The following is a 25,524-nucleotide window of genomic DNA, read 5'->3' on the forward strand; positions in this document are numbered from 1 at the left end:
GCCGGTCAGGTGGTGCGGCCGCGGCCGCGGCCGGTGCGGGTGTCGCGGGCGTCCTGGACCGCCTGGAACTGGGCGGCCGCCTCGCGGACGTAGCCGGCGGACAGGTACGCCTGGCCCAGGCGGCCGCGGATGTCCATCTCCAGCCAGTCGTAGCCGGGGAAGGTGAGGGGGGACAGCAGCCGGAGTTGGAGGAGCGCCTGCTGGTGGAAGGCGATGGCCGCGCTCGGCTCGCCTCCCGCGCCCAGCTCCGCCGTGCCCAGCCGGGTCAGGCTGCGGGCGCACAGGAAGATGTCCCCGCCCTCCTCGACGAGCCCCACCGCCTGTCGCAGGAGGGCTTTGGCCTCGCCGTACTGTTCGAGGCGGAGGTGGATGTCGGCCGCGCAGCTCAGGACCCTGCCCAGCATGCGCGGGCGACCGCCCGTGGCGGCCGGAGGGCGGGCCGCCGTGAAGCAGTCGAGCGCCTCCTGGTTCTGCCGCTGGTACTGGTGGGCGAGGCCCTGGATGACCAGTGCCATGGCCGCGATCCAGTCGTCGCCCACCTGGCCGGCGAGCTTCAGGGCCGCGGAGACATGGGTGATCGCCTGCTCGCTCTCGCCCACGCTCAGGGCGACGGAGCCGAGACCGGCGAGGGCCCTGGCCTCCTCGCCCTTGTCGGCCAGGCTTCGGCCGGCGTCCAGCGCCCGGGCGAACATGGCACGGGAATGGCGGTACCGGCGTTCGTACACCGCCGTGTAGCCCAGACAGGACGGCACCGCGGCCGTCATGCGCCGGTCGGCGGCCTCATGGGTGTGGGCGAGCGCGATCTCCAGCGCCGTCCGTGACTCGTGATAGCGGAACTGCCGTACGAGGTAGTCGCACAGCCCCTCCGCGATCCAGCACGCGTAGTCGGGCTCCCCGTGGGCCACCGCGTATCCGACCACGTCGACCAGCTCGCCGCCGGCCGCGTTCAGCCAGGCCTCCGCGTCCCGCCAGTCCGGGAAGGGGGTGTCCGTGGGCCACGGGCCGGTGGGGAAACCGGCCGGGCCCCAGTCGCTGGCCGTCCGCGCGGCGTCGAGGAACAGCCCAAGGGCTGCCCTGCGGGCCTCGGCCGCCTCCGCCGGATCCTCCTCGGCCATCCGCCGCGCATGCACCCGTACCAGGTCGTGCAACCGGTACCGTCCCGGCCTGTGCTCCTGCACCAGGCTCGTGTCGACGAGGGCCTCCAGCACCGCCTCGGTCTTCCGCACGGGCCAGCCCAGCATCGTGGCGGGCGTCAGCGCGTCGAACTCGACCGTCGGCGCCAGCCCCACCGCCCGGAAGCCCTGCTGCTGTTCCGGTGTCAGCTGGTCGTACGACATCCGGAACGCCGCCTCCACGCTGCGGTCCCCGACGCTCAGCTCGCCGAGCCGGTGCTCGTCGCCCGTCATACGGCCCACCAGGTACGACACGGTCCAGGCGCGGCGGTTCTGCAGCCGGGAGCCGGCGATGCGCAGGGCCAGCGGGAGGCCGTCGCACAGGCCGACCAGTTCGTGTGTCGCCTCCGGTTCGCGGTCCGCCCGGTCCTCGCCGACGATGTGCCGGAGGAGGGACACCGCGTCGCCGCCGGGCAGCGGCTCCAGGGTGATGCGGCGGTCGGCGTCCAGGTCGGCGAGCCGACGCCGGGCGGCCACCAGCACCCGGCTGCCCGCCCCGGCCGGCAGCAGCGGACGTATCTGGTCGGCGTCCAGGGCGTCGTCCAGGACCAGCAGGAGCCGCAGCGGACTCGTCGCCGCGCGCCAGGCCGCGGTGAGCTCCTCCAGGTCGCTCGGCAGCTCGCCGTGCGCCGTGTCGAGCGAGCGCAGCAGGCGTTGCAGGGCCTGTTCCGGCGACTGGCGGCGCCGGGTGCTGTGCGCCCGCAGGTCGACGAAGAGGCAGCCGTCCGGGTAGTCGGCGCTCAGCTCCCGGGCCGCCCGGACCACGAGCGCGGTCTTGCCGACGCCGGCCGTGCCGTCCACGGTCATGACGGACACGGCACCTGGAGTGGAGGGGGCGGTCAGTACGCCCAGTTCGGTCTCACGGCCCACCAACTTTCCCGCGTCTCCCGGGAGTTCGTTGAGGGTACGGCGGCGGGGGCGGGCCGGTGCCGGGCCCAGGAGGCGTTCGTCGTCCCGGCGCAGGACCGCCCCGTGCACGCGGCGGAGTTCCTCGCCGGGGGCGATGCCGAGTTCCTCGCGGAGGAGCCCGTACATGTCCTGGTAGACCTTCAGGGCCTCCGCCTGGCGGCCGGCGCCGTACAGGGCGCGCATGCGCAGGGCGACGACCGATTCGTCGTACGGGTCGGACACCGGCATCGCGGCCAGCTCGTCCAGGGCTTCGGCGTGGCGGCCGAGCCGGATCAGGCAGTCGAGGCGGTCCAGGTGGAGGCCGCGCAGGCGGTCCAGGAGCCGTTGGCGTTCGGCGTCGGCGAAAGGGCCGGACAGGCCGGCCAGGGGTTCGCCGCGGAACAGGGTGAGCGCGGCGGTGAACTGGTCGGCCGCGGTGGCCGGTTCACCGGCGGCCAGCGTGCGTCGCGCTTCGTCGGCGCGCTCGGTCAGGTCCGCGGTGTCGAGGCGGACGGCGTCGGCCTCGAAGCTGTACCAGCCCTTGCCGCTGCGGATCACCGACTCGGTGTGCGGGGTGCCGGGCGGGTCCAGGGCACGGCGCAGGGAGTTGACGTGCGTCGGCAGTACCTTGTGGCCGCCGGCCGGTGGGTCCTCGCCCCAGATCCGGTCGAGCAGCTGGTCGTGGCTCAACTCGACACCGGGGCGCAGCGCGAGGGCGGTGAGGACGGCCTGGCGTTTCACCGGGCCGAGGTCCAGTGGGGTGCCCGTCCGCCAGGCCCGGACCGGGCCGAGTACCTCGATCCGGAGCCATGGCGAAGTTCCCCCGTCCACTTCTGACCTTCCGTCGCCCGCGTCACCCGAACTCACCGGCATTGCAACCGCTTTCGCGGTCGTTGGCAAGTCGCCTGCGGGGTACGGTCGTTCAGGCCACGACCGTGAACAGCCCCGACTTCTCGCCGAGCCTGGACAGGGAGATCTTGCCGGGGATGCCGTTGGCGTCCGTGCCGGTGTAGCCGAGGTGGTGCTGCCACTTGGCGTACGCGGCGACCGTGGTGGTGCCGAAGGAGCCGTCGCCCGCGTAGGTCTTGGCGAGGTAGCCGAGCTTGACCAGGGCCGCCTCGGTGAGGTTGGTGCCCGCCATGTAGCTGACGTGGCCCTGCTTGGCGCCGGGGTCGTTCTTCGCGGCGGCGACCAGGCGGGACAGGTCCACGCGGGGCTTGGACGCCTTGGTGGGCTTGGTCGGCTTGCTCGGCTTGGTGGGCGCGGGGCTCGTCTTCGTCGCCGAGGCCGCGAGCTGCTTCTTCACGTCGGCCCGGAAGTCGTCCATGTCGAAGCTGGGGTCCACCTTGCCGGGCTGGACCTCCTTGTGCCCGGCGACCGACTTCTCGGACCAGCCGTGGGCCCGGCAGATGGCCGCCGCCCAGAGGACGGCCTGGTGGTACTGGGCGTCGGGGTAGGGGTCCTTGCCGTTGCCCAGGTTCTCGATCTCCAGCCCGTACAGGCAGTCGTTGCCGTCCGCGTTGGCCTGGTTGTCGTGCGGGAGCGGCGCGTGCTCCTCGCGCAGGGCGTTGAGGACGTCCAGGTCGACCGCGCCCGCGTGGTTGGCGCGGCCGTTGCCGATGGTCCACAGGCCGTCGGTCTTGCCGAGCCATGCGTGGCAGAGCGGGCCGGGGAGGTCGGATCTGCCCTTGTAGCAGAGCTCCTTGTCGCCGTGGCCCGCCGTGTGGTGGATCAGTACGCCGATCACGGGGCCGAAGCTCTTGCCGGTCGCCGCGTCGCGGTTGTGGGTGGTCCAGCCGGTGTGCTCGTGGACGGTGAGGCCCTCGGCCTTCAGCGCCGCGAGCATCTGCGCGGCGGTCAGTGGTGTGGCCATGACTGCGGTCCTTTCGGGCGGATCCGGCAACGTAACCGGGAATCCTGTGAAGGGAGTTGACGCCTGGGGCCGCGTGCGGGGCGGCAACCGCCTTCGTACCGGTTGAAGGGCGTACAAGTCACGCGACGCGCTGATGTTCCGCCGTACTCAGGAACTCGGCGTCTCCCACGGCCACTTGGCGTCACGGCGGCCCGACTCCAGGAGAGGGATCAGCCGGAAGGCCGCGTCACTGAGGCCGCCGAACGTGTGCCGGTGCGGGCCGGGCGCGACATGGCCCCTGGAGTAGCCGGCCAGGTTCCAGGTGTAGACGGGTGTGTCCTGCGGGACGACGGCGAACGGATCGTGTTGGCCCGACCAGTGCGCCTGTTCGTCCGTTACGACGACCACGCGGTCGTGGCCGTCGTAGTGCCGGGCGACCGCCCCGGCCGTGTCGGTGCCGCCGAGGTCGTGGAAGCGGGTCAGCACGCGCAGCACGGACTCGTCCGGAGTCCAGCGCACGGGCAGGCTGTCGGTGCCGAACTCGACCAGGTCGGCCTGCTCGGCGCGCATCGCGAGCGCCGTGCCGAAGATCGCCGCCGAGTCGGCGCGGTTGAGCTGCGTCCTGGCGGTGGGCAGGTCGAACATCGAGCCCGAGCGGTCGACGAGGACGAGCGTGCGGCCGTCCAGCCGCGGCACGTTGGAGAGGGAGTGCGCGAGGGCCGCCTCCAGGGGCCGCTCCCAGCGGCCGGAGGGCGCGTTGCGGTGGGCGGCGAGGTAGCGGAAGGGGAACTGGCGGGAGCGGCGCACCTCGGCCGGGTCCGAGATCCGCCGGGCGACTTCGGCCGCCGCCCGGTCGCCGACGCCCGCGAGATCGAAGTTGCGGAGGTTCCGTACCAGCGCCATGGCGCCCATCGCCGGGATCACAGCCTCCCACACCGCCGCGTCCAACGGCCCCTGCAGCCAGCCCGCCAGCGCCTCCCAGGTCACCCCGGCCGCCTCCAGACGCTCGGCGCCGCCGGGTGCCGTCACCAGCGCGTACCGCTCCTCGACCGGTACGGCCATGAGCGCGTGGTGCACGGCGAGCAGCGCCTCCCCGGCCGGCGGGACCGCACGGTCGGGTCGGTGCCGCCGGTCGAGCGCGTACTGGAACAGCGGTCCCTGCCAAGGGCGTTGCGGGTCCGGCGCGGGATGGGTGAGCTCGATGACGTCACCGAAGCGGAAGCGGTGCGAGGCGGTGTCGTACTTGAGCAGCGCGCGTCCGGTGTAGAGCCGCCGCACGGCGTCCGCGACCCCGCGCTTGAGGGGCTGCGGGAGGGCACGGCCGTAACGCCCGGTCCAGTACGCGAGCAACTCGCCGGGTTCGTCCGGGCGTTGGAGCACGGCGTCTACGGCCTGGCGGGCGAAACCGACGCGCCCGGCCTCGCGGCGGGCCCGCACGAACTCGGCCGCGCCGACGACCGACGCCGACCGCATGTGCGCCTCGGTGCGCAGCCAGCGCAGCAGCCCCAGGGTCCATTCCGGTTCGCTCACGGCGAGTTCGTGGACCAGCCGCGTGAAGCGCTCGTCACGGGAGAGCGCGCTCTCGTAGAAGCTGCGCTGACCGACCATGTTGGCCATGGCCAGGAGAAAGAGCTCGGCCCTGGGTTCGCGGACGTATCCGCGGCCGCCTTCGTGGTTGAGAACGACGTGCTTGTACGAAGTCGCTCCGCCGACGGCCAGGCCCGGTATCTCGGCCTGGATCTCGGTCCTGGCCTCGGACTTGGTCCGCCCGCGGTTGAAGCGGGTCATGCAGTAGGTCCCCCTGAAGCAGGCGCGCCTTCCGAGATCAAGAGTGGGCACCGGTGTTGTCTCGACAGGAAGTAACCGGGGCGCGGCGCATCGGAAGGCGTCGGGGAAGGACGCTACTCGGGGGGCCACAGGGACGCATCCGAATTGATCCGCTGGTTGATCCGCTAGCTCTTCTGCAGGGTTCGGGTCACGCCCGCGATGACCGCAGTGGTGAGTATCCAGCCGAACGCGATGAGGACGTACGACAGCGTCTGGAGGGAGGCGTCGGTCCAGTACCAGTTGGTGCGCTGGCCCAGGCCGCCGATGGGGATCAGCAGGTCGAGGGTGTAGACGAGCGGCTGGAAGGGAGCCCCCTCGCCCTTCTCCGCGCGCGTCGGGGAGTTGGCGCCGAAGACCGCCGTGCCCAGCAGGGTCAGCACGAGCAGCCAGACGCCGGCCAGCCAGGGGCGGTAGCCGTAGCCGACCGTGGTGTCCAGCAGGTGGCCCCAGACGCGGGCCGGGAGGGAGAGGGAGCTGCGGCGGTGGCGCTGTTTGGTGAGGAGTACGCGGCGGGCTTCGTCGTCGTGGCCCGCCTTGCGGTACCAGCTCGCCAACTGCTCGTACGGCTGCGGGCTGTAGCCGGGGCTGCGGCGGATCCACGCCAGCCGGTGGGCCGTCGAGTCCGGCCGCGCCACCGCCTCCCGGCGCTCCCCGGCCTCCGTCACCTTGATGGAGCCGTAGACGAAGCCGTCCAGCTCCACCACTTCCGGCCAGCTCTGCTCGCTGTCGTGCAGCTGCGACACCTGCGCGCCGCGCAGATCCACCGTGCCGGAGGGCGGGCGGGCGAGGGTGAGGTCGAAGTCGACGGCCTGCATGAGCGTGCAGAGCAGGGCGGGGCCGGTGCCGTCGGGCGGCCCGTTCAGTACGGCTCCCTCGAAGGTGACGTTGTCCGAGACGCGGGTGCCGCGCAGGCGTACGGTGCCGTTCGCGGTGAAGCCCCGGGAGAGGTCGAGCGTCGAAGCCACGGCGCTGTCGAGGGCGAGGGCGACACCGCGCGGGCCGGGACGCTCCAGCCGCGCCTCCCGCATGAACAGCCCGCCCGACAACTGGGCGCCGAGCAGCCGGACTTCACCGTGCACGACCATCCGGCTGCAGAAGACCCCGCCGTCCGCGACCAGCCCACCGCCCGACAGGGCCCACCCCTCGGGCGCGCTGAGCACGGCGCGGTTGAGGATCACCCCGCCGGTCACGTGCGCGTGGGTGAGGGACAGGGCGCTGATCTCGCGGTGGAAGGCGGAGACGGGCATGGTCTCCACGGTCGAGCCGAGCAGGTCCAGGCGCCCCTCGATCCGGGTCGACCCGGCTTCCAGGCCGGGGATGCGGCTGCCGGTGATGGCGACGGTACGGGTCTCGGCTCCGAAGAGGTTGACGCCCTCGTCGAACCAGCAGTCCTCGAACCACACCGGGTGCCCGATCTGCGCGCCGCCGAGATTGAGCGTGCCGGATATCCGGGCGCCGACGAGCCCGATGGAGGCGACGGCACCGGCGCCCTCCACACCCCGCGCGCCGAGCAGCAGGGCGGCGATCACCTCGGCCCGCACGGTCCGCCCGGGCCCCCAGTCCCCACCCCCGGCGACCCGGTCGCCCGCTTCGCTCCCCACCCGCAGATCCACGCGCCGCCCTTCGGGGAACGCGTTCCACAACTCCCGCTCGAGTGAGGTCAGTTCGTCGTACGACAGCACGACGGCAGCCTACTGACAGCGGCCGGCGGAGCTGGTGGTGACGGCCGGTTGGGGGACCGGCCGTCGTGGAGCGTGGCGGATGCGGGGGTACGGCGTTACGGGACTGGAGCGCTACGGCACTACGGCGCTAGGGCGCTGTGGCGCTAGGGCGCTACGGCACTAGGGCGCTACGGCGCGTCCCGTCGTCGGTGAGATCTGGCCGGCGCACAGGCCGCGGGCGGCGAGGCCCTGGGCGATGCGCGGGATCGCCGCGAGGGTGTTGGCCGCCCAGTCGTGCATGAGGATGACCTGGCCGTTCGTGAGCCGTCCGGCGGCGGCCACGATCGCGTCCGTACTGGCGCCGTTCCAGTCCTGCGAGTCGACGTCCCAGATGATCTGGGTCAGACCGTACTTGGCGGCCACCGCCTTCACGGTCGCGTTGGTCTCGCCGTACGGCGGCCGGAACAGCCTGGGCGTACCGCCGCCCGCGGCCGCGACGGCCGACTGGGTCCGGGAGAGCTCCGAGTCGATCTGCGCCTGGCTGAGCTGGGTCAGGTGCGGGTGGGTGTAGCTGTGGTTGCCGACCCACATACCGGCGGTGACCTGGGCCTTGACCTGCGCCGGGTAGGCGGCGGCGTACTGGCCCTCGTTGAACATGGTGGCCCGCAGCCCGTTCTGCTTCAGGGCGTTGAGGAGGGCCGGGGTGTTGCCGGAGGGCCCGTCGTCGAAGGTGAGTCCGACGTAGCCGTTACAGGCGGCGGCGTGGGCCGGGGTGGAGTGGAGGGCGAGGGTGCCGGTGACGGCGAGTGCCAGGCCGGCGAGGGCGGCGGGCAGCGGTCGTAACGAATGGCGGCGGGCGCTGTTCATGCCGACACCGTGATGTTGGAGCTGCCGCTGCTCTGGTAACCCTCGGTCGCGAGGATCATGTAGTACTTGAAGCTGCCGAGGGGCATCCCGGCGCGGGCCCAGGCGTCGAAGTGGTTGCCGGTGGTGATGGTGCCGCCGGTGCGCTTCGACTGGCGCACGCTCCAGTACTGGTTGAAGGTCTTGGTGCCCTCGACGGACGGCGCGTTGTAACGCGTCGTCAGGTAGATGTCGTAGGTGCCGCCGTCGCTGGTGACGGTGCCCTTGTACGTACCCGTGGGGCGGTAGGTGCCCCAGTTGTCGACTATGTAGTACTCGACGAGCGGGCTGGACGTCCAGCCGTACAGGGACAGATAGCCGTTGCCGGAGGGGCTGAAGCTGCCCGAGTAGGTGACGTTCCGGCGCGCTCCGGTGCTCCAGCCCTTTCCGCAGACGAAGTTGCCGGTGTTCTTCCAGCTGGTGCTGTAGTTGCCGCCGGAGCCCAGGGTCATGGAGACCGTGCCCTGCGCGTCCGTCCAGAACGAGTAGTAGAAGCCGTTGTTCGTGCCGGTCTGGTTCGTGGTGACGACGGTGGCGGCGCGCGCGGTGCCGGGCAGGGCCAGCGCGGCACCGGTACCGAGCAGCAGCGCGCAGGCGCCCCTGCGGGTCAGGTCCGGGATCGTGCGAGGGTCCGTGTGAGGGGTCATGTGCGGGTGCCTCCTCATGGTCCGAGGTCGGGTTTTGGTCCGACAGTGTTGGCCTGTCCCGGTCAAGCGTCAATAGTTTCGGCAGTTGTTACGAAACATTCGGAGGCTTTCGGGGCCAGCTGGGCGACTTCTGGCCATTTCTCGGGACCCTTCCATGCGATTGATTCGGCACCTCAGGATTTCGAATGTTTCGTAATCCTTCCGGTGAAGGCTCGTGACCAGCCAGATGTCACAACTCCCGCAGAAATCAGCACTGTTGTGGTGCGTGCGATGCGCGGGCGGTACCCGAGTACGCCATCCGGAAGGGGAACGAGCGGCATGGATCCTGTGATCGTGGGAGCGGTGGTGACTGTGACCGTGAGCGTCGTCAACGGCATAGTGAAGATCGCCCAACGGCGTGTGAGCGCCGATGTGGAGATAGCCCGTATCACCGCTCGGCACATCCGACCAGCCGCGACCCGCCGGAGCGGGGGTGGCCGCGGTGGAGAAGGCGCTCAGCACTGACCTCGGCACCGACCTCGGCACTGATGTCGTCACCGACGTAGGCCTCGCCGATCGCGTCGAGACCGGTACGGCACCGCTGCCCGGTATCGAACTCGCCGAGGCGCTCCACCACGAGCAGTACCCCGCGCTGGTCAGGTTCCTGCTGCTGCACGGGGCGTCCTGGGCGGAGGCGCAGGACGCCGCGCAGGACGCCTTCACGCAGATGTGCGCTCCCGGGCTGTCGTTGACCCATCCGCGGGCCTGGTTGCGCAGGGTCGCCTGGCGGTCATGGGTGAGCCAGCAGGTGAAACCCGAGGAGGCCTGCGCCGAGATGCCCGAACCCGAGCCCGGCCTGCGCTGGCAGACCCCGGCCCACGCGGCCGAACTCGGCGAGGAGGAACGCCGGGTGATCGCCCTGCTGCTCCGGCTGCCCGCCAAGCAGCGTGCCGCGATGGCCTGGCACCTCGACGGCTTCACCACCGAGGAGAGCGCCCGCGCCATGGGCACCACACAGGCCGCCGTACGCCAGAACCTGACCCGGGCCCGAGCGGCCCTGCGGGCGGGCATGGGACTGGAGGGCCGCTTCGACCACGAGAGGAGGACGACGTGACGGACCGCGACCCGCGTTCCCCCGAGGCGGGTGCCGGCAGGGACGACGGCCTGTTCGACGGCCTGGACGGCGGCCTGTTCGACGGCCTGGACGCGCTGCTGGCGAGGGCGCACGAGCGGCTGGGCACCGCCGTCACCGACCGGATCACGGCGCAGGGCGGGCCCCCCGAACTGCGCTCCCCGGACCTGGCACTGGACCGTCTGCTGGCCGCCGCCCACCGGTCCGTCGGAACCGCCGTGACCCGGCGCCGCTCCCGCGAGACCCGGGCCGCCCTGGACCGGCGCGACCTGGCGCTCGAAGCCCGCCTGGCCCAGCGGGGCCCGCTCTCCGGGCGACCCTCGCCGGTGCGGGTGAAATACCGTCAGCAGGCGCTGCGCCTCGCCCACCGCTACTGGCCCACCGATCTGGCCCAGGGCATGCGGGCCGCCGTCCACACCGTGCAGAGCCTGAGCGAACTCCTGGAGGACAGCACGCAGTCCGCCGCCCGCGTGGAGTCGGTGGTGGACCAACTGCGGGAGCAGCTACGCCAGTTGTCCCGGCTGCCCAAGCCGCACCGCTCCCCGGTGACGCTCACCGGGCTCGACTACCTCGTGGCCGTGGAGTCCACCCTCGCCGGGCCCGCCGACCGGCTTCTGCAGGACCTGCACCGCGTCCAGCAGCTGCTCGACGAGGTGCTGGGCCCGGCGATAGCCACCCTCGGCACGTCACCGCCCGGCTATCTGTACGGCGTCGACGCCGTGGCGCAGGACCTGATCGACGACCTGACCCAGGGGTGCGATCAGGCCGACGCCCTGGCCAGGGCGGTCGCCGAGGTGGAACGGGCCAGCACGGACTTCGTCGGGGCCGACCTCAGCAGCGCCAGACTGGACGGTGTGCTGCTCGAAGGCATCCTGTGGGACGCGACGACCGCGTGGCCGGGGGAGTGGGAGACCCTGGTCCGCCGCGCCTCGCTGCCGTCCGGCGAGGACGTGGGCATCCTCGTCGTCGCCGCCGAGCCGTGCGACCACGCGATCCACGCCGAGGCGTGACCGACGGTGAGGCGGTTGACGTGCTCGGCGAGGAGGAAAGCGGTGGCCTCCAGACGGCCTCGGAGCGGACGCTCTTGGGCATCACGGGAGCACTCCTCGAGCCGAGGGGCGGCCGGAAAAGGCTCAGCGCGTCCAACCCGGCAGGGTGGGCGCGCTGGTCACAGATGGTGCCCCCGGCAGGATTCGAACCTGCGACACCCGCTTTAGGAGAGCGGTGCTCTATCCCCTGAGCTACGAAGGCGGGACGGGCAGGCCCGGAGGTCTGCGTCGCCGCGGACAGTGTAGCGGGTGGCGGTTCTGCGGGGCGCTCGCGCTAACTCGCTCGTACGCGTACCCGTAAGCGAGGCACGTACGCGGTTGCGGGGCATTGTCATGCATGTGAGACTCGATCTCATAAACGTGTACGTGCATCACGGGCAGCTGAGGAGCGGGGCATGAGGGGACTGAAGGGCAAGCGCATCGTCGTCGCGGGCGGCGCCACCGGGATCGGGGCGGCGGCGGTCGAGCGGCTGGTCGAGGAGGGTGCCTCGGTCGTCGTCGGTGACATCAACGTCGCGGGCGCGGAGGCCACCGCCAAGCGGGCGTCGGAGGACGGGGGCGTGGCGGTACCGGTCGCCTTCGATCTGTCCGACGAGGGGTCCATCCAGGCGCTGATCGACCGGGCCGTGTCCGAACTGGGCGGTGTCGACGGGCTGTTCAACGTCGGCGCCGACGTGTCCGACGCCAATCTCGGCCGTGACCTGGACCTGCTGGAGATGGACCTGGGCGTGTGGGAGCGCACGCTGGGGGTGAACCTGGTGGGCTACGCCCTCGCCGCCAAGGCGGCCATCCCGCACATCCTCGCCGCGGGCGGCGGCGCGATCGTCAACACGTCCTCGGGCGCGGGCTGGAGCGGGGCGCGGGTGCGGCCCGCGTACTCGGCGTCGAAGGCGGGTGTCAACGCGCTGACCCGGCACATCGCCACCCGCTGGGGCAAGGAGGGCATCCGCTGCAACGGACTGGCGCCCGGCCTGGTCATGGGTGAGACCCAGATCCGGCAGGCCGACAAGGAGATGCAGGCCCAGGCCATCGCCGCGGCCCTCAGCCCGCGCCTGGGCAGGACCTCCGACGTCGCCGGGATGGCGGCCTTCCTCTTCTCCGACGACGGTGAGTGGATCAACGGTCAGGTCTGGTCGGTCTGCGGCGGTATGCATCTGCGCGGCTGAGCCGTACGGAGAAAGGTGATGTCCGTGAAGTCGTTCCTCTCCTGGACGGTCCTGACCGTTCTGTTCCTGGCCGGGCTCTCCGCCACGCTGGCACCCGGCGCTGTGCTCGGCGGTCTCGAAGGCACGCAGAAGACCGCGGCCACCATCGGCGCGGCGGTTCTCTCGCTCGTGGCCGGCGTCACCCTGTTCCGGCGGGAACCCCTGAAGTCGTTCCTCGGTTCGCGCCCGGTGCTGTGGTTCCTGTTCCTGTTCAACCTCGCCGTGGCCGTGATCGCCCCCTTCGCCATCGGAGGCTCCAAGGGGACGGGTCTGGCGATCGGCATGGGAGTGGTCTCGCTGGGAGCGGGTGCCGGTCTGCTCCAGTCGAGAGGGAAGCCGCGTACCGAGCGGGCCTGACGGGCGAGCAGGGGCCGACCGCGGGGCCGGAGCACTCCGGCCCCGTTCTGCGGATGGTGTAGGGGGCTACACCGTCGGCTCGGGAGCGTGCTCCCTCGTGGCGCCGGGCGGGCGACGGAATCGTGGAGGACAGAGATCCGAGACAGAGATCCCGAGACAGAGATCCCGAGCGGTCGGCGGCCTCGTGTCGAGCCACCGCAACGCCGGCCCCGAGAACCAGTCAACGAGAGAAAGCGAAGCCCCCCATGGCCACGATGAAGTCCCTCCGGACCGGCGGTGTCGACAAGGTCGAGGTGGTGGACGTGGAACGGCCCGTCCCGGGCCCGCGCGACGCACTGGTACGCATCCGCGCCTGCGGTATCTGCGGAACCGACGTCAGTTTCCTGCGCGCGGGCGGGATGCCCGCCCGCGCGCACCTGGGCGGGGAGGTCGTCCCCGTGCCCCTGGGGCACGAACCGGCCGGTGAGATCGCCGAGGTCGGCGCCGAGGTCGAGGGACTGAAGGCCGGGGACCGGGTCGTGATCGACCCGACCGGCCACCCCTCCGGCCTCATCGGCTGCGGCGGCACGCAGGGCGCCATGAGCGAGTACGTGCTCATCGAGAACGCCGAGATCGGGCAGAACGTCGCGGTCCTCCCCGGCCATCTGCCCTTCGCCGTGGCCGCGTTGAACGAGCCGATGGCCGTGGCCCGGCACGCCGTCAACCGCTCCGAGGCGGGACCCGGCGACAAGGTGGTCGTCTTCGGCGCCGGGCCCATCGGTCTGGGCGTGGCGATCTGGCTGAAGCTGCGCGGGGTCCGGCACGTCGTCGTCGCGGACGTCATCCCCTCCCGGCTGGCGAAGGCGCTGGCCGTGGGCGCTGACGCGGTCGTCAACTCGGCCGAGGAGGACGTCACCGCCCGGCTGACCGAACTGCACGGCCAGGCCGCCAACGCACTGGGCCAGCCCCGCCCCGGCACCGACGTCTACATCGACGCCGCCGGTGCTCCGGCCGTCTTCAACACCGTGATCGCGAACGCCAAATGGCACGCCAAGCTGGTCATGGTCGCCGTACAGAAGAAGGGCGCCGACATCGACCTCGGCGGCGTGCTGCGCAGTGAGCTGACCCTCGTCGCCTCGCAGGGCTATCCCACCGAGATCTTCGAGGTCACCCCCGAACTCGCCGAGCACCACGAGCGGTTCGAGAAGCTGATCAGCCACCGCGTCCCGTTCGAGGACGCCCAGCACGCTTACCAGCTGGCGCTCGCCCCGGGAGTCGCCGAGAAGGTCGTCGTCACCTTCGACGACTAGAGCTTGCCCGGCCGATGGCACCGACCGGCCGGCCGGACCACACCACATGGGCCGTGAACCGCCTGCCGATCGCCTCCAGTGCCCCGTTCGTGGTCGATCTCCCCACCACGTCCTTCTCGCCACCACGTCGTTCTCGTCAGTGCGTCGGGTTCGGCTCGATGCCGAGGATGGCGGTCGGGGTCGACAGGTCGGCGTAGCGGCCCAGCAGGGCCAGGAGGCCGCCCGGCTCGTCCACCGGCCCACCGGCCGCGCTCCCCGGGGACACCGCCCACTCGAACGCCGGGACCATGTCGTCGGTGCTGCGGAACCACTCCACGCCGAAGCCGTCCGGCACGCCCCCGCCGAAACCGGTGGACTCGGTCGCGGCCACGGTGAGTTCGTCGTCGCACTGCAGAGCCACGTAGCCGACACGCGTCGGGTGGTGCGCCGCGACCACCGGGCCGACGTTCCGCTCCCAGCTCTCGATGAACTCGTCGTGCGAGAGGTGGGGGCGGCGCACGAGCGGGTGGAGGTACTTGAAGCGGGTGCGGCGGTCGTCGAAGAGCTTCTCCCGCGCGACGGCGACCATCGACGCCTCGGTCGCCACCAGCGGGGCGAGACGCTCGACGAACGCGGCCAGGGCCTTGACCGCCGTGGCCCGGTCGGGCCGCTCCGCGAGCACCACCTCGGCCGCCACGTCGTAGTCCGACTCCGGGATCCCCTCGTGCGGCCCCCGCTCCCCGGGACCGGCGACGTGTCCCACGACGACCTCGGTGGCGGTCGCCCGGAGTGCGTCGCCCAGCTCCGCGATCTCGCCGCGGACCCGCTCCACGAGCGTGGCGGCCGCTGCCCGGTCCCGTGCGCGCAGCAGTGCCACGATCCGCCAGTCACGGGTGGCCGGAATCGCTGCGGAACCCTCCGTAGTCGCCGCGGAACCCTCCATCTGCTTCCTCCGCCTTCGTCGCGTCGCACCAGTGCGCACGAGGTTAGGAAGCGGGGCGACGGACCCGTACGACTCCATCTCGTTCAGCGGGACGCCCGACCGGCGTGCTCACCCCTCGCGCAACGCCGCGAACGCCGCGTCCAGCAGGTCGTCGAGCCCGGCGTTGCCGTCGGATCGTGCCCACTGGGCGACCGCGATGTTCATGCACTCGACCGCGGCGGCGGCGCGGACCAGGGCGGGCAGCGGCGGCGCCTCGGACGCGGACCCGCCCGCCCGCGCGGCCAGGGCGCGGGCCAGGGCGTCACGCCAGACGACCTGCTTCTCGCGGCGGCCGGCCGTGAGCGCGGGTGTGTTCTCGACCAGCCGGGCCAGCGGCAGGAACTCGCGCTGGGCCCGGCGGAAGGGTTCGAGGGTCGTGGACATGGCGTGCTGCAACGCCGTCCAGTCGTCCTGGTCCGCGGGGCAGGCCAGCAGGGCCTGTTCCGCGAGCTCGTCCTGCGCGTCGAAGGAGCTGAGGATCGCGTCCTCCTTGGAGGTGAAGTAGCGCAGGAACGTACTGCGTGACACTCCCGCCGCCGCGGACACCTCGTTGACGGTGACCCGGTCGAAGCCCTCCCGGCGGAAGAGGTCGAACGCGACCTCGGCGAGCCGGGCCCGTACGGCGGCCCGCGCGATGTCCCGCGTGCTCGGCCCTGAAGTCTTCGACGACGTGTGTGCTGCTTCACTCATTCAGCAATTGTACTCATACGCGCAATCGACTCATGAGCACGGATGCGGTCCACTGCCGCGCATATGAGACTTGGTTTCAATGACGTGTACGTGCATCATGGCGGGGTGCGACACATCTCGGAGGGGACGGGCTCCACGCCCACCCGCAGCGGAACGGCCGGCGGTACCGGCCTGTGGACCTCGGTGCGGCGGGCGGCGTCGGCCACGGCCCACCTCGCCGTGTCCGCGGCGATGGCGTTCGGGATGTGGATCTTCGTCACCGTGCTGGAGATCACCGCGATCGGCGTGGTGACGGTCGTGGGCATCTGGCTGCTGCCCGAGACGGTGCTGATCATCCGCCGGATCGCGGGCGCCAAGCGCAGCCTGACCACCCGGTGGACCGGCGTGCGGATCCCCGAGGCCTATCGGCCCATCACCGGGACCATGCGGCAGCGGATCACCACGGCCGTCCGCGATCCCGGCACGCTCATGGATCTGCGCTGGATGGTCGCCTATTGGTTCTACGGCGCCCTGCTCGCCCTCGCCCTGCCGCTGTGGCCGGTCGGCCTGGTCGTCGACGGAGTCTGGGGCGGGCTGCTGCGCCGTACCCCCGTCGTCCTGCCCCTGATCGTGAAGATCGCGGACCTGGAGGCCGACTGGTCCACTGCCCTGCTCAAGCCGTCGCCCAAGGCGCAACTCGCCGCCCGTGTGGAGGAGTTGGCCGCCACCCGTGCCGACGCCATCTCGGCCCACGGCGCCGAGCTGCGCCGTATCGAACGCGATCTGCACGACGGCGCGCAGGCCAACCTCGTTGCCCTGTCGATGCGGATCGGTCTGGCCAAGCGGGCGTACGACCGCGACCCGGAGACCGCGCGCAAGCTGCTCGACGAGGCCCAGGCGCAGGCCGAGACCGCGCTGACCGAGCTGCGTCAGGTCGTGCGCGGTATCCATCCGCCGATCCTCAGCGACCGCGGGCTCGTCGGCGCCGTGCGCGCGCTGGCCGCGAGCAGCGGGCTCAGGGTCTCCGTGGAGGACGACGGTCTGGAGGAGGGCGTACGGGCGCCCGCGGCGGTGGAGACGGCCGCCTATTTCGTGGTGGCCGAGGCGCTGACCAATGTCGCCAAGTACAGCGGGGTCTCCCGCGCCGAGGTGCGGCTCGTCCGCTTCCGGCGCGGGCTGCGGATACGGGTCCGCGACGAGGGCCGCGGCGGCGCCGACGAGAAGGGCGGCTCGGGGCTGCTCGGCATGCGGCGGCGGGTCGCCGCGCTCGACGGGTTCATGGAGGTGTCGAGTCCCGTCGGGGGGCCGACCGTGATCGAGGCGGAGCTGCCGTGCGTGTGGTGATCGCCGAGGACAACGTCCTGCTGCGGGAGGGTCTGGTCCTGCTGCTGACGTCGGCCGGGCACGAGGTGGTGGCCGTCGCCGGCACCGGTCCCGAGACCCTGCCCGCGCTGCTGGAGCACCGGCCCGACGCCGCCGTACTCGATGTGCGGATGCCGCCGAACTTCCGGGACGAGGGGCTGCGGGCGGCGCTGGAGGCGCGCAAGGAGATCCCCGGGCTGCCGGTGCTGGTGCTCTCCCAGTACGTCGAGGAGTCGTACGCCACCGAACTGCTCGGCGGCGGCAGCAGCGGGGTCGGCTATCTGCTCAAGGACCGGGTGGGGCGGGTCGACGAGTTCCTGGACGCGCTGGAGCGGGTCGCCTCCGGCGGTACGGCCCTCGACCCCGAGGTCGTCACCGAACTCCTCACCCGCCGCAAGGACTCGCCCCTCGACTCCCTCACCCCGCGCGAGCGCGAGGTGCTGGAGCTGATGGCCGAGGGGCACGACAACGCGACCATCGCGAAGACCCTGGTCGTCACCGAACGCTCCGTCCACAAGCACATCGGCAACGTCTTCCTGAAGCTGGGCCTGCCGCCGACCGACAGCGGGCACCGGCGGGTGCTCGCCGTGCTGGCCCATCTGACCCACGCACCGAGGGCGTGAGCGGTTACGGCGAGGTCCGCAGCGCGTGCAGCACGGCGGTGGACATGCCGCGCTCCCCGCGCTCGTTGGGGTGGACAGGGGCGGCTGGGCTGCTGGGGACCAACGGTTCGATCCAGCGGGTGTCCTTCGCCGAGCAGGCGTCGCGGCCCTCGGACGGCGTGTACGTGTCCACGTAGTTCATGCCGGCGGCCTCGGCGCGCTGCCGCAGCGTCGAGTTGAGCCGCTGTTCCTGCTTCCGCACGAAGGTCACGTCACCGGGTGCGAGCGACATCTCCCGGCCGCACTCGGCGCTGTCCGACGGCAGGATCGCCGGGTAGCCGACGACGTACACGCGTGCGTCGGGGGCACGCCGTCTGATCTCGTCGAGCGTCTTGGCGAGCTTCCTGCCCGCGGCCTCGGTCTTCTCCTGTATGCCGTCGCCGTACTTGCGGGCGCAGGGCGCGTCCTCGGGCGCGAACGCGCTCGTGAGGTCGTACAGCACGCCCATGCCCACGCACTTCCTGATCATCGAGGCGAAGCCGATGTCGTTGCCGCCGATCCCGACCGTGACCAGGCGGGTGTCCTGGGACAGCGCGGTGAGCTGGGCGGGGTTGGTGCCGTGGTCGGTGGACTGCCGTGCGGTCAGGTCGGCGAGGGTGGCCCCGGAGCAGCTGACGTCCTTGAAGTCCCCGCCCGTCAGGCCGAGTTCGGCGGCGACGAGGGAGGGGTAGTTGCGGTCGGAGCGGTCGCAGCCCGCGGGTTCGTTGTTCTGCTCGGGGATCTTCGGGCCGGCGGTGTAGGAGTCGCCGAGTGCCACGTACGGCCCCTTGAGCGCGGTGGCCGCGGCGGCCGGGTCGCTGTCGTCGTGGCGTACCACGCCTACCGTGACGGCCAACGCGCCGCAGGCGAGCAGGAGTCCGGCCGTGAGAGTGCGCAGGTGAGTCGTCATCAGGTGTCCTGTCCTCATCGAAGTGAGAGCGGCAAAGGGAGAGGGGCCGCCTTGAGCGGGCGGCCCCTCCCGTGGCTCAGTGGGTCGCGACGGGCTCCGCGGACTGCGGCTCGTCGACCGCCGTCGGCTGCACCGGGGCGGCGGGCACCTTGTGGCTGAGCTTCTCGCCCTCGACGTCGATGTTCGGCAGGATCCGGTTCAGCCACTTCGGCAGGTACCAGGCCTTGTGGCCGAGCAGCGAGAGGATCGCCGGCACGATCGCCATGCGCACGATGAAGGCGTCGAAGAAGACGGCGATCGCGAGACCGAAGCCGATCATCTTGATCATCGACTCGCCCGCGCCGATGAAGCCGGAGAACACCGCCATCATGATCAGCGCGGCGGCCACGACCACCCGGGCGCTGTGCCGGAACCCGGAGACGACGGCCTGTTCGGGCGCCTCGCCGTGGACGTACGCCTCCCGCATCCGCGAGACCAGGAAGACCTCGTAGTCCATGGCCAGGCCGAACACGATGCCCACCAGGAAGATCGGCATCAGGCTCATGATCGGGCCGGTGGTCTCCACGCCGAGCAGGTCGGCGCCGTGGCCCTGCTGGAAGACCGCGACGACCGCGCCGAGCGCCGCGAGGACCGAGAGCAGGAAGCCGAAGGCCGCCTTCAGCGGCACGAGCAGGGACCGGAACACCAGCAGCAGGAGCACGATCGCCAGGCCTACGACGACGGCGAGATACGGGATCAGCGAGTCCTGGACCTTCTGGGCGACGTCGATGTCCAGCGCGGTCTTGCCGGTCACCTCGAAGGTGGCGCCGTCCGCCTTGGCCTCGATGCCGGGCCGTTCGTCCCGGATGGTCTTGACCAGGTCCTTGGTCTTCTCGTCGGTGGGTGCGGTGGCGGGGGTGACGGACAGGACGGCGGTGTCCTGGGCCTGGTTGAACCGCGCGGGCGAGACGGAGACGACCCCGTCGGTGGCGGCCAGGTCCTTGGCGACCGTCGACACGGCGGCCTTCGCGTCCGTCGCTCCCTTGGCGTCCACCACGATGGTCAGCGGCCCGTTGAAGCCGGGGCCGAAGCCCTCGGCGAGCGCGTCGTAGGCCCGTCGCTCGGTGGTGGAGGTGGACTTGGCCTCGTCGCCCGGCATGCCCAGTTGCAGGTCCAGCACCGGGGTCGCGACCGCGCCCAGGCCCACCACGCCGAGCAGCAGGACGGGCAGCGGGTGGCGTACGACGACGCGGGCCCAGCGGGAGCCGCCGTTCTCGGGCTTCTGCTGCTTCTTCAGGTACCGCCGGGAGTTCTTGCGGGCGCCGCGGGAGAGCACCGCGTTCGGCCAGAAGCCCAGGATCGCCGGGACCAGGGTCAGGGAGACGAGGACGGCGACCAGGACCGCCGCGGCGGCGGCCAGGCCCATCTTGGTGAGCATCGGGATGCCGACGATCCACAGACCGGCCAGCGCGATGACGACGGTGAGGCCGGCGAAGACGACCGCCGAGCCCGCGGTGCCGACGGCGAGGCCGGCCGCCTCCCTCGGCGCGCGGCCCTTGGCGCGCTCCTCGCGGTAGCGGGAGACGACGAACAGGGCGTAGTCGATGCCGCAGGCCAGGCCGAGCATGGTGGCCAGGGTGCCGGTGTTCTCCGACAGGCCGAGGGTCTCGGACAGCGCCAGCACCCCGGTCATGCTCACGCCCACACCGATGATCGCGGCGAGCAGCGGCAGCCCGGCGGCGGCCAGGGAACCGAAGGTGATCAGCAGGACGACCGCGGCGACCGCGATGCCGACGACCTCGCTCGCCCCGCCGGCCGCCGGCTGGGCCGCCAGCGCGTCCCCTCCGACCTCTACCGTCAGACCCGCCTCGCGAGCCTGGTCGATGGCCTTCTCCAGACGCGTCTTGCTCGCGTCGGTCAGAGCGTCGGCCTTCGCCTTGAAGGAGACGACCGCGTACGCGGTCCTGCCGTCCTTGCTGACGGCCTTCGCCTGGAAGGGATCGGCGACGGCCGCGACCTGGGAGCCGTCGGCGGCCTCGTCGACGAGCGTCTCGACGGTCTTCTTGTTCTCGGCGGCCGTGACCTTCTCACCGCTCGGCGCGATGAACACGATCCGGGCGCTCGCGCCGTCGGCCGCGGACCCCGGGAAGCGCTGCTCCAGCAGGTCGAACGCCTTCTGGGACTCGATGCCGGGCATGGTGAAGCCCTCGTCCGCCGGCGTGGGCGCCTTGGAGGCGGCGAATCCGACGGCGCCCAGTATCGCCACCCACAGCAGGGCGACGAACCAGCGCCAGCGGAACGCCACGCGGCCCAGGTGATAGAGGACAGTTGCCATGGCTGGGAAGCCTCCACAATGCGGTTCGGAAACGGCGGGAAACGAAAGAGGAACCGCCTCTGTGGGGGGCGTCCGCGCTGCTCGGAGCGGGTCGGGAGAGGCGTTGTTCTGTACCCCTCACGATTCCGCGAGCCGTTCCGCGGTACGAGGGAGCACCCACCCGAACCCGTGGTGTAGCCCGCTACACCATGCGCCCGACGGCGGCGGTGACCTCGTCGGCCGAGGTGACGGTCGCCAGCAGCGGCAGGATGTGGGTGACCTGGAAGTCGTGGATCTCCCGGGAGCTGCCCGCCACGCAGTCCTCGGGTACGACGGCGGAGAGGCCGCGGTTCACCGCTTCCAGGCAGGTGCCCGGGATGCCGATGTTGGTCGAGACGCCGGTGACCACGACCGTGCGGACCTCGCGCTGACGCAGCACGGATTCGAGTTCGGTGCCGTGGAACGGTGACAGGCCGTGCACCCGGCGCAGTACGAAGTCGCCGTCGTGGGGGGTGAGATCCGGGTGGATCTCGGCGTCCGGCCTGCCCTCCACGCAGGCGGCCCGTTTGGCGAGCGCGGCCAGCAGCAGGCAGGGAGTGGCCGTACCGATGCCGTCCGGTCTCAGCACGATGGTTGAGTGCACGACGAGATGGCCCGCCGTACGGAACGCGTCGGCCAGCGCGGCGATGCGGGCGACCACGCCCCGGCTCCCGATCTCGTGGACCAGACCGCCGTTGTGACTGAACTCCTCGTTGATCATGGCGTTCTGGCACTCGTTGATGATCAGCGCGGCACGTTCCCCGCGATCAAGACCGCGAACTCCCATGAGACTCCTCCCGCCGACGGGAACGCCAGAAGATAAAGGGTAATCAATTGGAACCGGTCCGTTCCGTGTGCGGCATCTGCCTGCTACGGTCGATCGCAGCGGGCAATTGAATGCACTTTATTGCGCGATCGAGGAGATCGGGGAGTGAGCACCTGTGCGTTTCACCGCCGAACACCCCGTCGGGCAGCGTGACTGCGACCCGGAGCTCCTCCGGGGCGAGGGGATGGCGGCGTTCGCGCGGGCGGCCGAGGCGGCGGGGTTCGACGCCGTCGCGTTCACCGAGCACCCGGCCCCGTCGCGCAAGTGGCTCGGCAACGGCGGCCACGCCAGCCTCGACCCCCTGGCCGCCCTCGCGTTCTGCGCCGCGGCCACGACCCGGATCCGGCTGCTGACCTACCTCCTGGTCCTGCCGTACCGCAATCCGCTCCTGATGGCCAAGGCGGTCGCCACGGTGGACCGGCTCTCCGGCGGCCGGCTCACGATCGGGGCCGGAAGCGGCTATCTGCGCTCGGAGTTCGGTGCGCTCGGCGTCGACTTCGAGGAGCGTGGGGCGCTGCTCGACGAGGCGCTGGACGTGCTGCGCGGACTGTGGGCCGGCGAGGCCTTCGAGCTGGCGGGACGGCATTTCACCGCCCGTGGCCAGGAGAGCGTCCCGGGTCCGGTCCAACTCCCGCACCCGCCGGTGTGGCTGGGCGGCAACGGCCGTAACTCGCGGCGCCGGGTCGCGCGTGCGGGGCAGGGGTGGGCGCCGCTGCTCATGGGGGAGGAGTCGGCCCGCACGGCGCGCACCACCGCTCTGACGACGCCGAAGGAGCTGGCGGTCGCCGTCGGGGAACTGCGGCAGATGCTCAGGGACGCGGGGCGGGCCCCGGACGAGGTCGACATCCAGGTGCACTCGCCGCACACCGACCTCTCCGTCCGCGGCGAGGTGTCGGCCGACGAACACCGGCGCCATCTCGACGAGTTGACGGAGGCGGGCGCCACCTGGTTCGTCGTCCGGACCTCCGGCCGCAGCGTCGCCGAGGCATGCGAGGTCCTGGCGGCGTACGGCAGAGACGTGATCGCCCGCGCCCGCTGAGCGACGCGACGGCCGGGCAGCGGGGTTTGGAATAGAGGATACTCAATAATTGGACGGCGGCACAGGAACACGGAGCGGCGAATGGATCTGGGTCTGCAGGACAAGGTCGTCCTCATCTGCGGTGCGTCGGGTGATGTCGGCGTGGCCACCGCGGAGTTGCTCGCGGAGGAGGGCGCGGCACTCGCGCTGACCGGCCGGTCCCCGGCACCGCTCGATCAACTGGTCGGCAAACTGCGCGACCGCGGGGTGCGGGCCACCGGCGTGGTCGCGGATCTCGCCGACTCCGGCCAGGTGGCCCGGCTGGTCGAGGAGGTCGAGTCGGACTTCGGCCCGATCCACGGGCTGGTGAACACCGTGGGCCCCAACATCGACCGCCCGCAGCTGTACGAGGACGACGAGGTCTGGCGCTTCCACTTCGAGAACGTGCTGATGCCGGCCGTACGGCTCGGACGCGAGGTGCTGCCCCGGATGAAGGCCCGGGGCGCGGGCTCGGTCGTCAACCTGGTCGCCACCTCGGCGCGCTACTACTACACGCGCCTCGCGTCCTACGCGGCGATGAAGGGGGCGGTCGCACACGTCTCGAAGGCCTTCGCCAAGGATGTCGCCAACAGCGGAGTGCGGGTCAACACCGTGCATCCCGGCTGGATCTACAAGGAGAGCACCCGGCGGGCGGTGCACGAGCAGGCCGTCGCCGAGGGCGTGAGCGACCAGGACGTCGTGGAGCAGTGGCTCGCGGTGAAGGCCGACGGACAGTTCTACACCAGCCGGTTCGGCGAGCCGGAGGAGTACGCCCGCGCCATCGCCTTCCTCCTGTCGGACGCGTCGAGCTACGTCAACGGCTCCTGGTTCGCCGTCGACGGCGGCCACGCGGCCGGCTGACCGGGAGTCCGTGATGCGAGTCGGATACGCCGACGCCGTGGACGCGTTCAAGGTCGACGACCTGCCCGCGCTGCCGCCCGGACCGCACGACGTGGTCGTCGAGATCGGCGCGAGCGGCATCTGCCACAGCGACCACAGCGTGCTCGCCGGTGAGATGCCCTTCGATCTGCCGCTGGTGCTCGGCCACGAGCTGGCCGGCACGATCGTCGAGACGGGCCCGGAGGTGACGCGAGTCCGCGTGGGCGACCGGGTCATCGGCGCGACGAAACCGGCGTGCGGGCACTGCTGGTGGTGCGTGCGCGGCCACCCCTACCTCTGCTCCGAGGGCGTACGGCTGTGGAACACACCGCGTTACGCGCTCGACGGCGACCGGGCCGTCCCCCTGTTCTGCGGGCTGGGTTCGTTCGCCGAGGCGAGCACGGTGCACGAGCTGTCCGTCGTCCCGGTCCGCAGCGACCTGCCGTTCGAACAGCTCGCGATCATGGGATGCGCGGTGGCGACCGGCGCGGGCGCGGTGTTCAACACGGCGAAGGTGCGGCCCGGCGACGAGGTCGCGGTCGTCGGACTGGGCGGGGTCGGGCTGGCCGTCGTCCAGGCCGCGGCGCTGGCGGGCGCCGCCCGGATCGTCGCCGTCGACCCCGTACCGACGAAACGGCTCCTCGCCCTCGAACTCGGCGCCACCGACGCGCTCGACGCCGCGCCGGGCGAGGAACTGGTGGGCCGCGTCCAGGAGTTGACCGGCGGGCGCGGGGTGGACGTCAGCTTCGAGGCGGCGGGCCGGGTCGACACCATCACGAGCGCCTACCGGATGGCCCGCCGCGCCGGCACCGTCGTGACCGTCGGCGCGCCCGACAGCGCGTCCAGGCTCGACCTCGGCGGCTGGGAGGCCGTCAGCAGCGGGAAACGGCTCACCGGTTCCATCGCGGGGGAGACCCACGCGGACCGCGACCTGCCGACCCTGGTCCGGCTGGCGGAGACGGGCCGGCTCGACGTCGGCCGGCTCGTCACCCACCGCATCGGCCTGTCGGCGGACGACATCCTCACGTCGTTCGACGACCACGAGGGCATCCGCACCGTCATCACCCCCTGACCGCCTCGCCCACCGCCGCACTCCTCTCGGAAGGACAGACATGCCGGGTCTCATGCAGGACAAGGTCGCCATCGTCTCGGGCGCCGGGCAGGTCGGAGGACTCGGCCACGAGAGCGCCCTGCTGCTCGCCCAGGAAGGCGCCAAGGTCGTTGTGTCGGCCCGCTCGGAGGAAGGGCTGAAGGCCAGTGCGAAGTCGATCGAGGAGGCGGGCGGCACGGTCCTCGCGGTACCGACCGACATCACCGACCCGGCGCAGTGCGCGCGCCTGGTCGACGCCACGGTCGCGGAGTTCGGGCGGGTGGACTGCCTGGTCAACAACGCCTTCAACGCCAGTCCGCGCGGCCTGCTCGGCGACGCCGACCTCGACGCCTGGCGGGGCGTCTTCGAGGTCAACTTCTGGGGCAGCGCCCGCCTTTGCCAGCTCGTTCTCCCGCACATGAAGGCGCAGCGCTCGGGCTCCATCGTGAACGTCCTCGCGCACATCATCTTCAAGCCCCAGCGGATCCCCGACACCGGCATGTTCGCCTACGCCTGCTCGAAGAATGCGCTGTACACGCTCACCCAGGCCCTCGCGCTGGAGGTGGCCGAGTACGGCATCAGGGTCAACTCCCATGTCCCCGGCTACATGGACGGGCCGAGCGTGCGCGACAGCTTCGAGCGGCTCAAGCAGCAGGACGAGAAGGCATGGGCGACCGCTGAGGGGGCCGTACTGGACATGATCCCGCAGCGGCGCATCCCGCCGACCCGGGAGTGCGCCAAGTCCGTCCTGTTCTTCGCCTCCGACCAGCTCTCCAGCGTCGTCACCGGGCAGGCGCTGCTCGTCAACGGCGGCGAGGCCCTGCACTGAGCGCGCC

Annotated in this window: 22 protein-coding genes and 1 tRNA gene; 11 read left to right on the plus strand and 12 right to left on the minus strand. The window is 71.6% G+C overall.

What is annotated here, in order from left to right:
* Positions 1-5: 5 nt before the first annotated feature.
* The 6 genes from MQP27_RS14865 to xynA all read right to left on the minus strand — a co-directional run bounded on the left by MQP27_RS14865 (position 6) and on the right by xynA (position 8,950).
* On the minus strand, positions 6-2,891 hold the full coding sequence (locus MQP27_RS14865; RefSeq protein WP_242765551.1) for an AfsR/SARP family transcriptional regulator: 2,886 nt from the start codon (positions 2,889-2,891) through the stop codon (positions 6-8).
* A gap of 91 nt (positions 2,892-2,982) precedes the next feature.
* Positions 2,983-3,933, minus strand: a complete 951-nt coding sequence (locus tag MQP27_RS14870) for an N-acetylmuramoyl-L-alanine amidase (RefSeq protein ID WP_242765552.1) — start codon at positions 3,931-3,933, stop codon at positions 2,983-2,985.
* 147 nt (positions 3,934-4,080) lie between these two features.
* The gene (locus tag MQP27_RS14875; RefSeq protein ID WP_242765553.1) at positions 4,081-5,700 is read right to left on the minus strand and encodes a TROVE domain-containing protein; all 1,620 of its coding nucleotides are present in this window, start codon (positions 5,698-5,700) and stop codon (positions 4,081-4,083) included.
* 164 nt (positions 5,701-5,864) lie between these two features.
* Entirely contained in the window at positions 5,865-7,421 is a 1,557-nt protein-coding gene (locus tag MQP27_RS14880) for an oxidoreductase (RefSeq protein WP_242765554.1), read from the minus strand.
* Positions 7,422-7,580: 159 nt separating this feature from the next.
* Positions 7,581-8,267, minus strand: a complete 687-nt coding sequence (locus MQP27_RS14885) for a polysaccharide deacetylase family protein (RefSeq protein ID WP_242765555.1) — start codon at positions 8,265-8,267, stop codon at positions 7,581-7,583.
* Positions 8,264-8,950 carry an endo-1,4-beta-xylanase XynA gene (gene xynA, locus MQP27_RS14890; RefSeq protein ID WP_242765556.1) on the minus strand — a complete coding sequence of 229 codons (687 nt, stop codon included), beginning with the start codon at positions 8,948-8,950 and terminating at the stop codon, positions 8,264-8,266. The genes MQP27_RS14885 and xynA overlap by 4 nt, the downstream gene beginning before the upstream one ends.
* Before the next feature lie 472 nt (positions 8,951-9,422).
* Between xynA and MQP27_RS14895 the strand changes: the two genes are divergently transcribed.
* Complete coding sequence (locus tag MQP27_RS14895; protein WP_242765557.1) at positions 9,423-10,043, plus strand: RNA polymerase sigma factor; 621 nt, start codon at positions 9,423-9,425, stop codon at positions 10,041-10,043.
* On the plus strand, positions 10,040-11,071 hold the full coding sequence (locus tag MQP27_RS14900) for a hypothetical protein (RefSeq protein WP_242765558.1): 1,032 nt from the start codon (positions 10,040-10,042) through the stop codon (positions 11,069-11,071). Before MQP27_RS14895 ends, MQP27_RS14900 begins: the two co-directional genes overlap by 4 nt.
* 165 nt (positions 11,072-11,236) lie before the next feature.
* On the opposite strand, the gene MQP27_RS14905 is transcribed toward MQP27_RS14900, so the two are convergent.
* Positions 11,237-11,312, minus strand: a tRNA-Arg gene (locus MQP27_RS14905).
* 193 nt (positions 11,313-11,505) lie between these two features.
* On the opposite strand from MQP27_RS14905, the gene MQP27_RS14910 reads away from it, so the two are divergent.
* The 3 genes from MQP27_RS14910 to MQP27_RS14920 all read left to right on the plus strand — a co-directional run bounded on the left by MQP27_RS14910 (position 11,506) and on the right by MQP27_RS14920 (position 13,961).
* On the plus strand, positions 11,506-12,276 hold the full coding sequence (locus tag MQP27_RS14910) for an SDR family NAD(P)-dependent oxidoreductase (RefSeq protein ID WP_242765559.1): 771 nt from the start codon (positions 11,506-11,508) through the stop codon (positions 12,274-12,276).
* Positions 12,277-12,294: 18 nt separating this feature from the next.
* Positions 12,295-12,672, plus strand: a complete 378-nt coding sequence (locus MQP27_RS14915) for a hypothetical protein (RefSeq protein ID WP_242765560.1) — start codon at positions 12,295-12,297, stop codon at positions 12,670-12,672.
* 245 nt (positions 12,673-12,917) lie between these two features.
* Positions 12,918-13,961, plus strand: coding sequence for a zinc-dependent alcohol dehydrogenase (locus MQP27_RS14920; protein WP_242765561.1), 1,044 nt, complete (start codon positions 12,918-12,920; stop codon positions 13,959-13,961).
* A gap of 136 nt (positions 13,962-14,097) precedes the next feature.
* Here the strand turns inward: MQP27_RS14920 and MQP27_RS14925 are convergent, their stop codons facing one another.
* Together MQP27_RS14925 and MQP27_RS14930 are read right to left on the minus strand one after the other, a co-directional pair.
* Positions 14,098-14,883, minus strand: a complete 786-nt coding sequence (locus tag MQP27_RS14925) for an EthD domain-containing protein (protein WP_242765562.1) — start codon at positions 14,881-14,883, stop codon at positions 14,098-14,100.
* A 108-nt stretch (positions 14,884-14,991) separates the two neighbouring features.
* Positions 14,992-15,612, minus strand: coding sequence for a TetR family transcriptional regulator (locus MQP27_RS14930; RefSeq protein WP_242765563.1), 621 nt, complete (start codon positions 15,610-15,612; stop codon positions 14,992-14,994).
* A 171-nt stretch (positions 15,613-15,783) separates the two neighbouring features.
* Here MQP27_RS14930 and MQP27_RS14935 point away from each other — a divergent pair, with 171 nt between their 5' ends.
* Together MQP27_RS14935 and MQP27_RS14940 are read left to right on the plus strand one after the other, a co-directional pair.
* Positions 15,784-16,935 carry a sensor histidine kinase gene (locus MQP27_RS14935; protein WP_242765889.1) on the plus strand — a complete coding sequence of 384 codons (1,152 nt, stop codon included), beginning with the start codon at positions 15,784-15,786 and terminating at the stop codon, positions 16,933-16,935.
* Positions 16,923-17,576 carry a LuxR C-terminal-related transcriptional regulator gene (locus MQP27_RS14940; RefSeq protein ID WP_242765564.1) on the plus strand — a complete coding sequence of 218 codons (654 nt, stop codon included), beginning with the start codon at positions 16,923-16,925 and terminating at the stop codon, positions 17,574-17,576. The genes MQP27_RS14935 and MQP27_RS14940 overlap by 13 nt, the downstream gene beginning before the upstream one ends.
* A 4-nt stretch (positions 17,577-17,580) precedes the next feature.
* Here the strand turns inward: MQP27_RS14940 and MQP27_RS14945 are convergent, their stop codons facing one another.
* The 3 genes from MQP27_RS14945 to MQP27_RS14955 form a co-directional block, all read right to left on the minus strand.
* Entirely contained in the window at positions 17,581-18,504 is a 924-nt protein-coding gene (locus MQP27_RS14945; protein ID WP_242765565.1) for an SGNH/GDSL hydrolase family protein, read from the minus strand.
* 76 nt (positions 18,505-18,580) lie between these two features.
* Positions 18,581-20,818, minus strand: coding sequence for an MMPL family transporter (locus tag MQP27_RS14950; RefSeq protein ID WP_242765566.1), 2,238 nt, complete (start codon positions 20,816-20,818; stop codon positions 18,581-18,583).
* A gap of 181 nt (positions 20,819-20,999) precedes the next feature.
* Entirely contained in the window at positions 21,000-21,623 is a 624-nt protein-coding gene (locus MQP27_RS14955; RefSeq protein WP_242765567.1) for a cysteine hydrolase family protein, read from the minus strand.
* 154 nt (positions 21,624-21,777) lie between these two features.
* Between MQP27_RS14955 and MQP27_RS14960 the strand changes: the two genes are divergently transcribed.
* From MQP27_RS14960 to MQP27_RS14975, 4 genes are all read left to right on the plus strand, one after another.
* A complete protein-coding gene (locus MQP27_RS14960) occupies positions 21,778-22,701 on the plus strand; it encodes an LLM class F420-dependent oxidoreductase (RefSeq protein ID WP_242765568.1) in 924 nt (307 codons plus the stop codon).
* Positions 22,702-22,782: 81 nt separating this feature from the next.
* A complete protein-coding gene (locus tag MQP27_RS14965; protein WP_242765569.1) occupies positions 22,783-23,580 on the plus strand; it encodes an SDR family NAD(P)-dependent oxidoreductase in 798 nt (265 codons plus the stop codon).
* A 13-nt stretch (positions 23,581-23,593) separates the two neighbouring features.
* Entirely contained in the window at positions 23,594-24,670 is a 1,077-nt protein-coding gene (locus MQP27_RS14970) for a zinc-binding dehydrogenase (protein WP_242765570.1), read from the plus strand.
* A 40-nt stretch (positions 24,671-24,710) separates the two neighbouring features.
* Positions 24,711-25,517 (plus strand): SDR family oxidoreductase, encoded by an 807-nt coding sequence (locus MQP27_RS14975; protein ID WP_242765571.1) that lies wholly within the window; start codon positions 24,711-24,713, stop codon positions 25,515-25,517.
* The last annotated feature ends 7 nt before the right edge of the window (positions 25,518-25,524 follow it).

Origin of the sequence: Streptomyces cylindrosporus, assembly GCF_022698165.1 — a bacterium.
Classification (GTDB): domain Bacteria; phylum Actinomycetota; class Actinomycetes; order Streptomycetales; family Streptomycetaceae; genus Streptomyces; species Streptomyces cylindrosporus.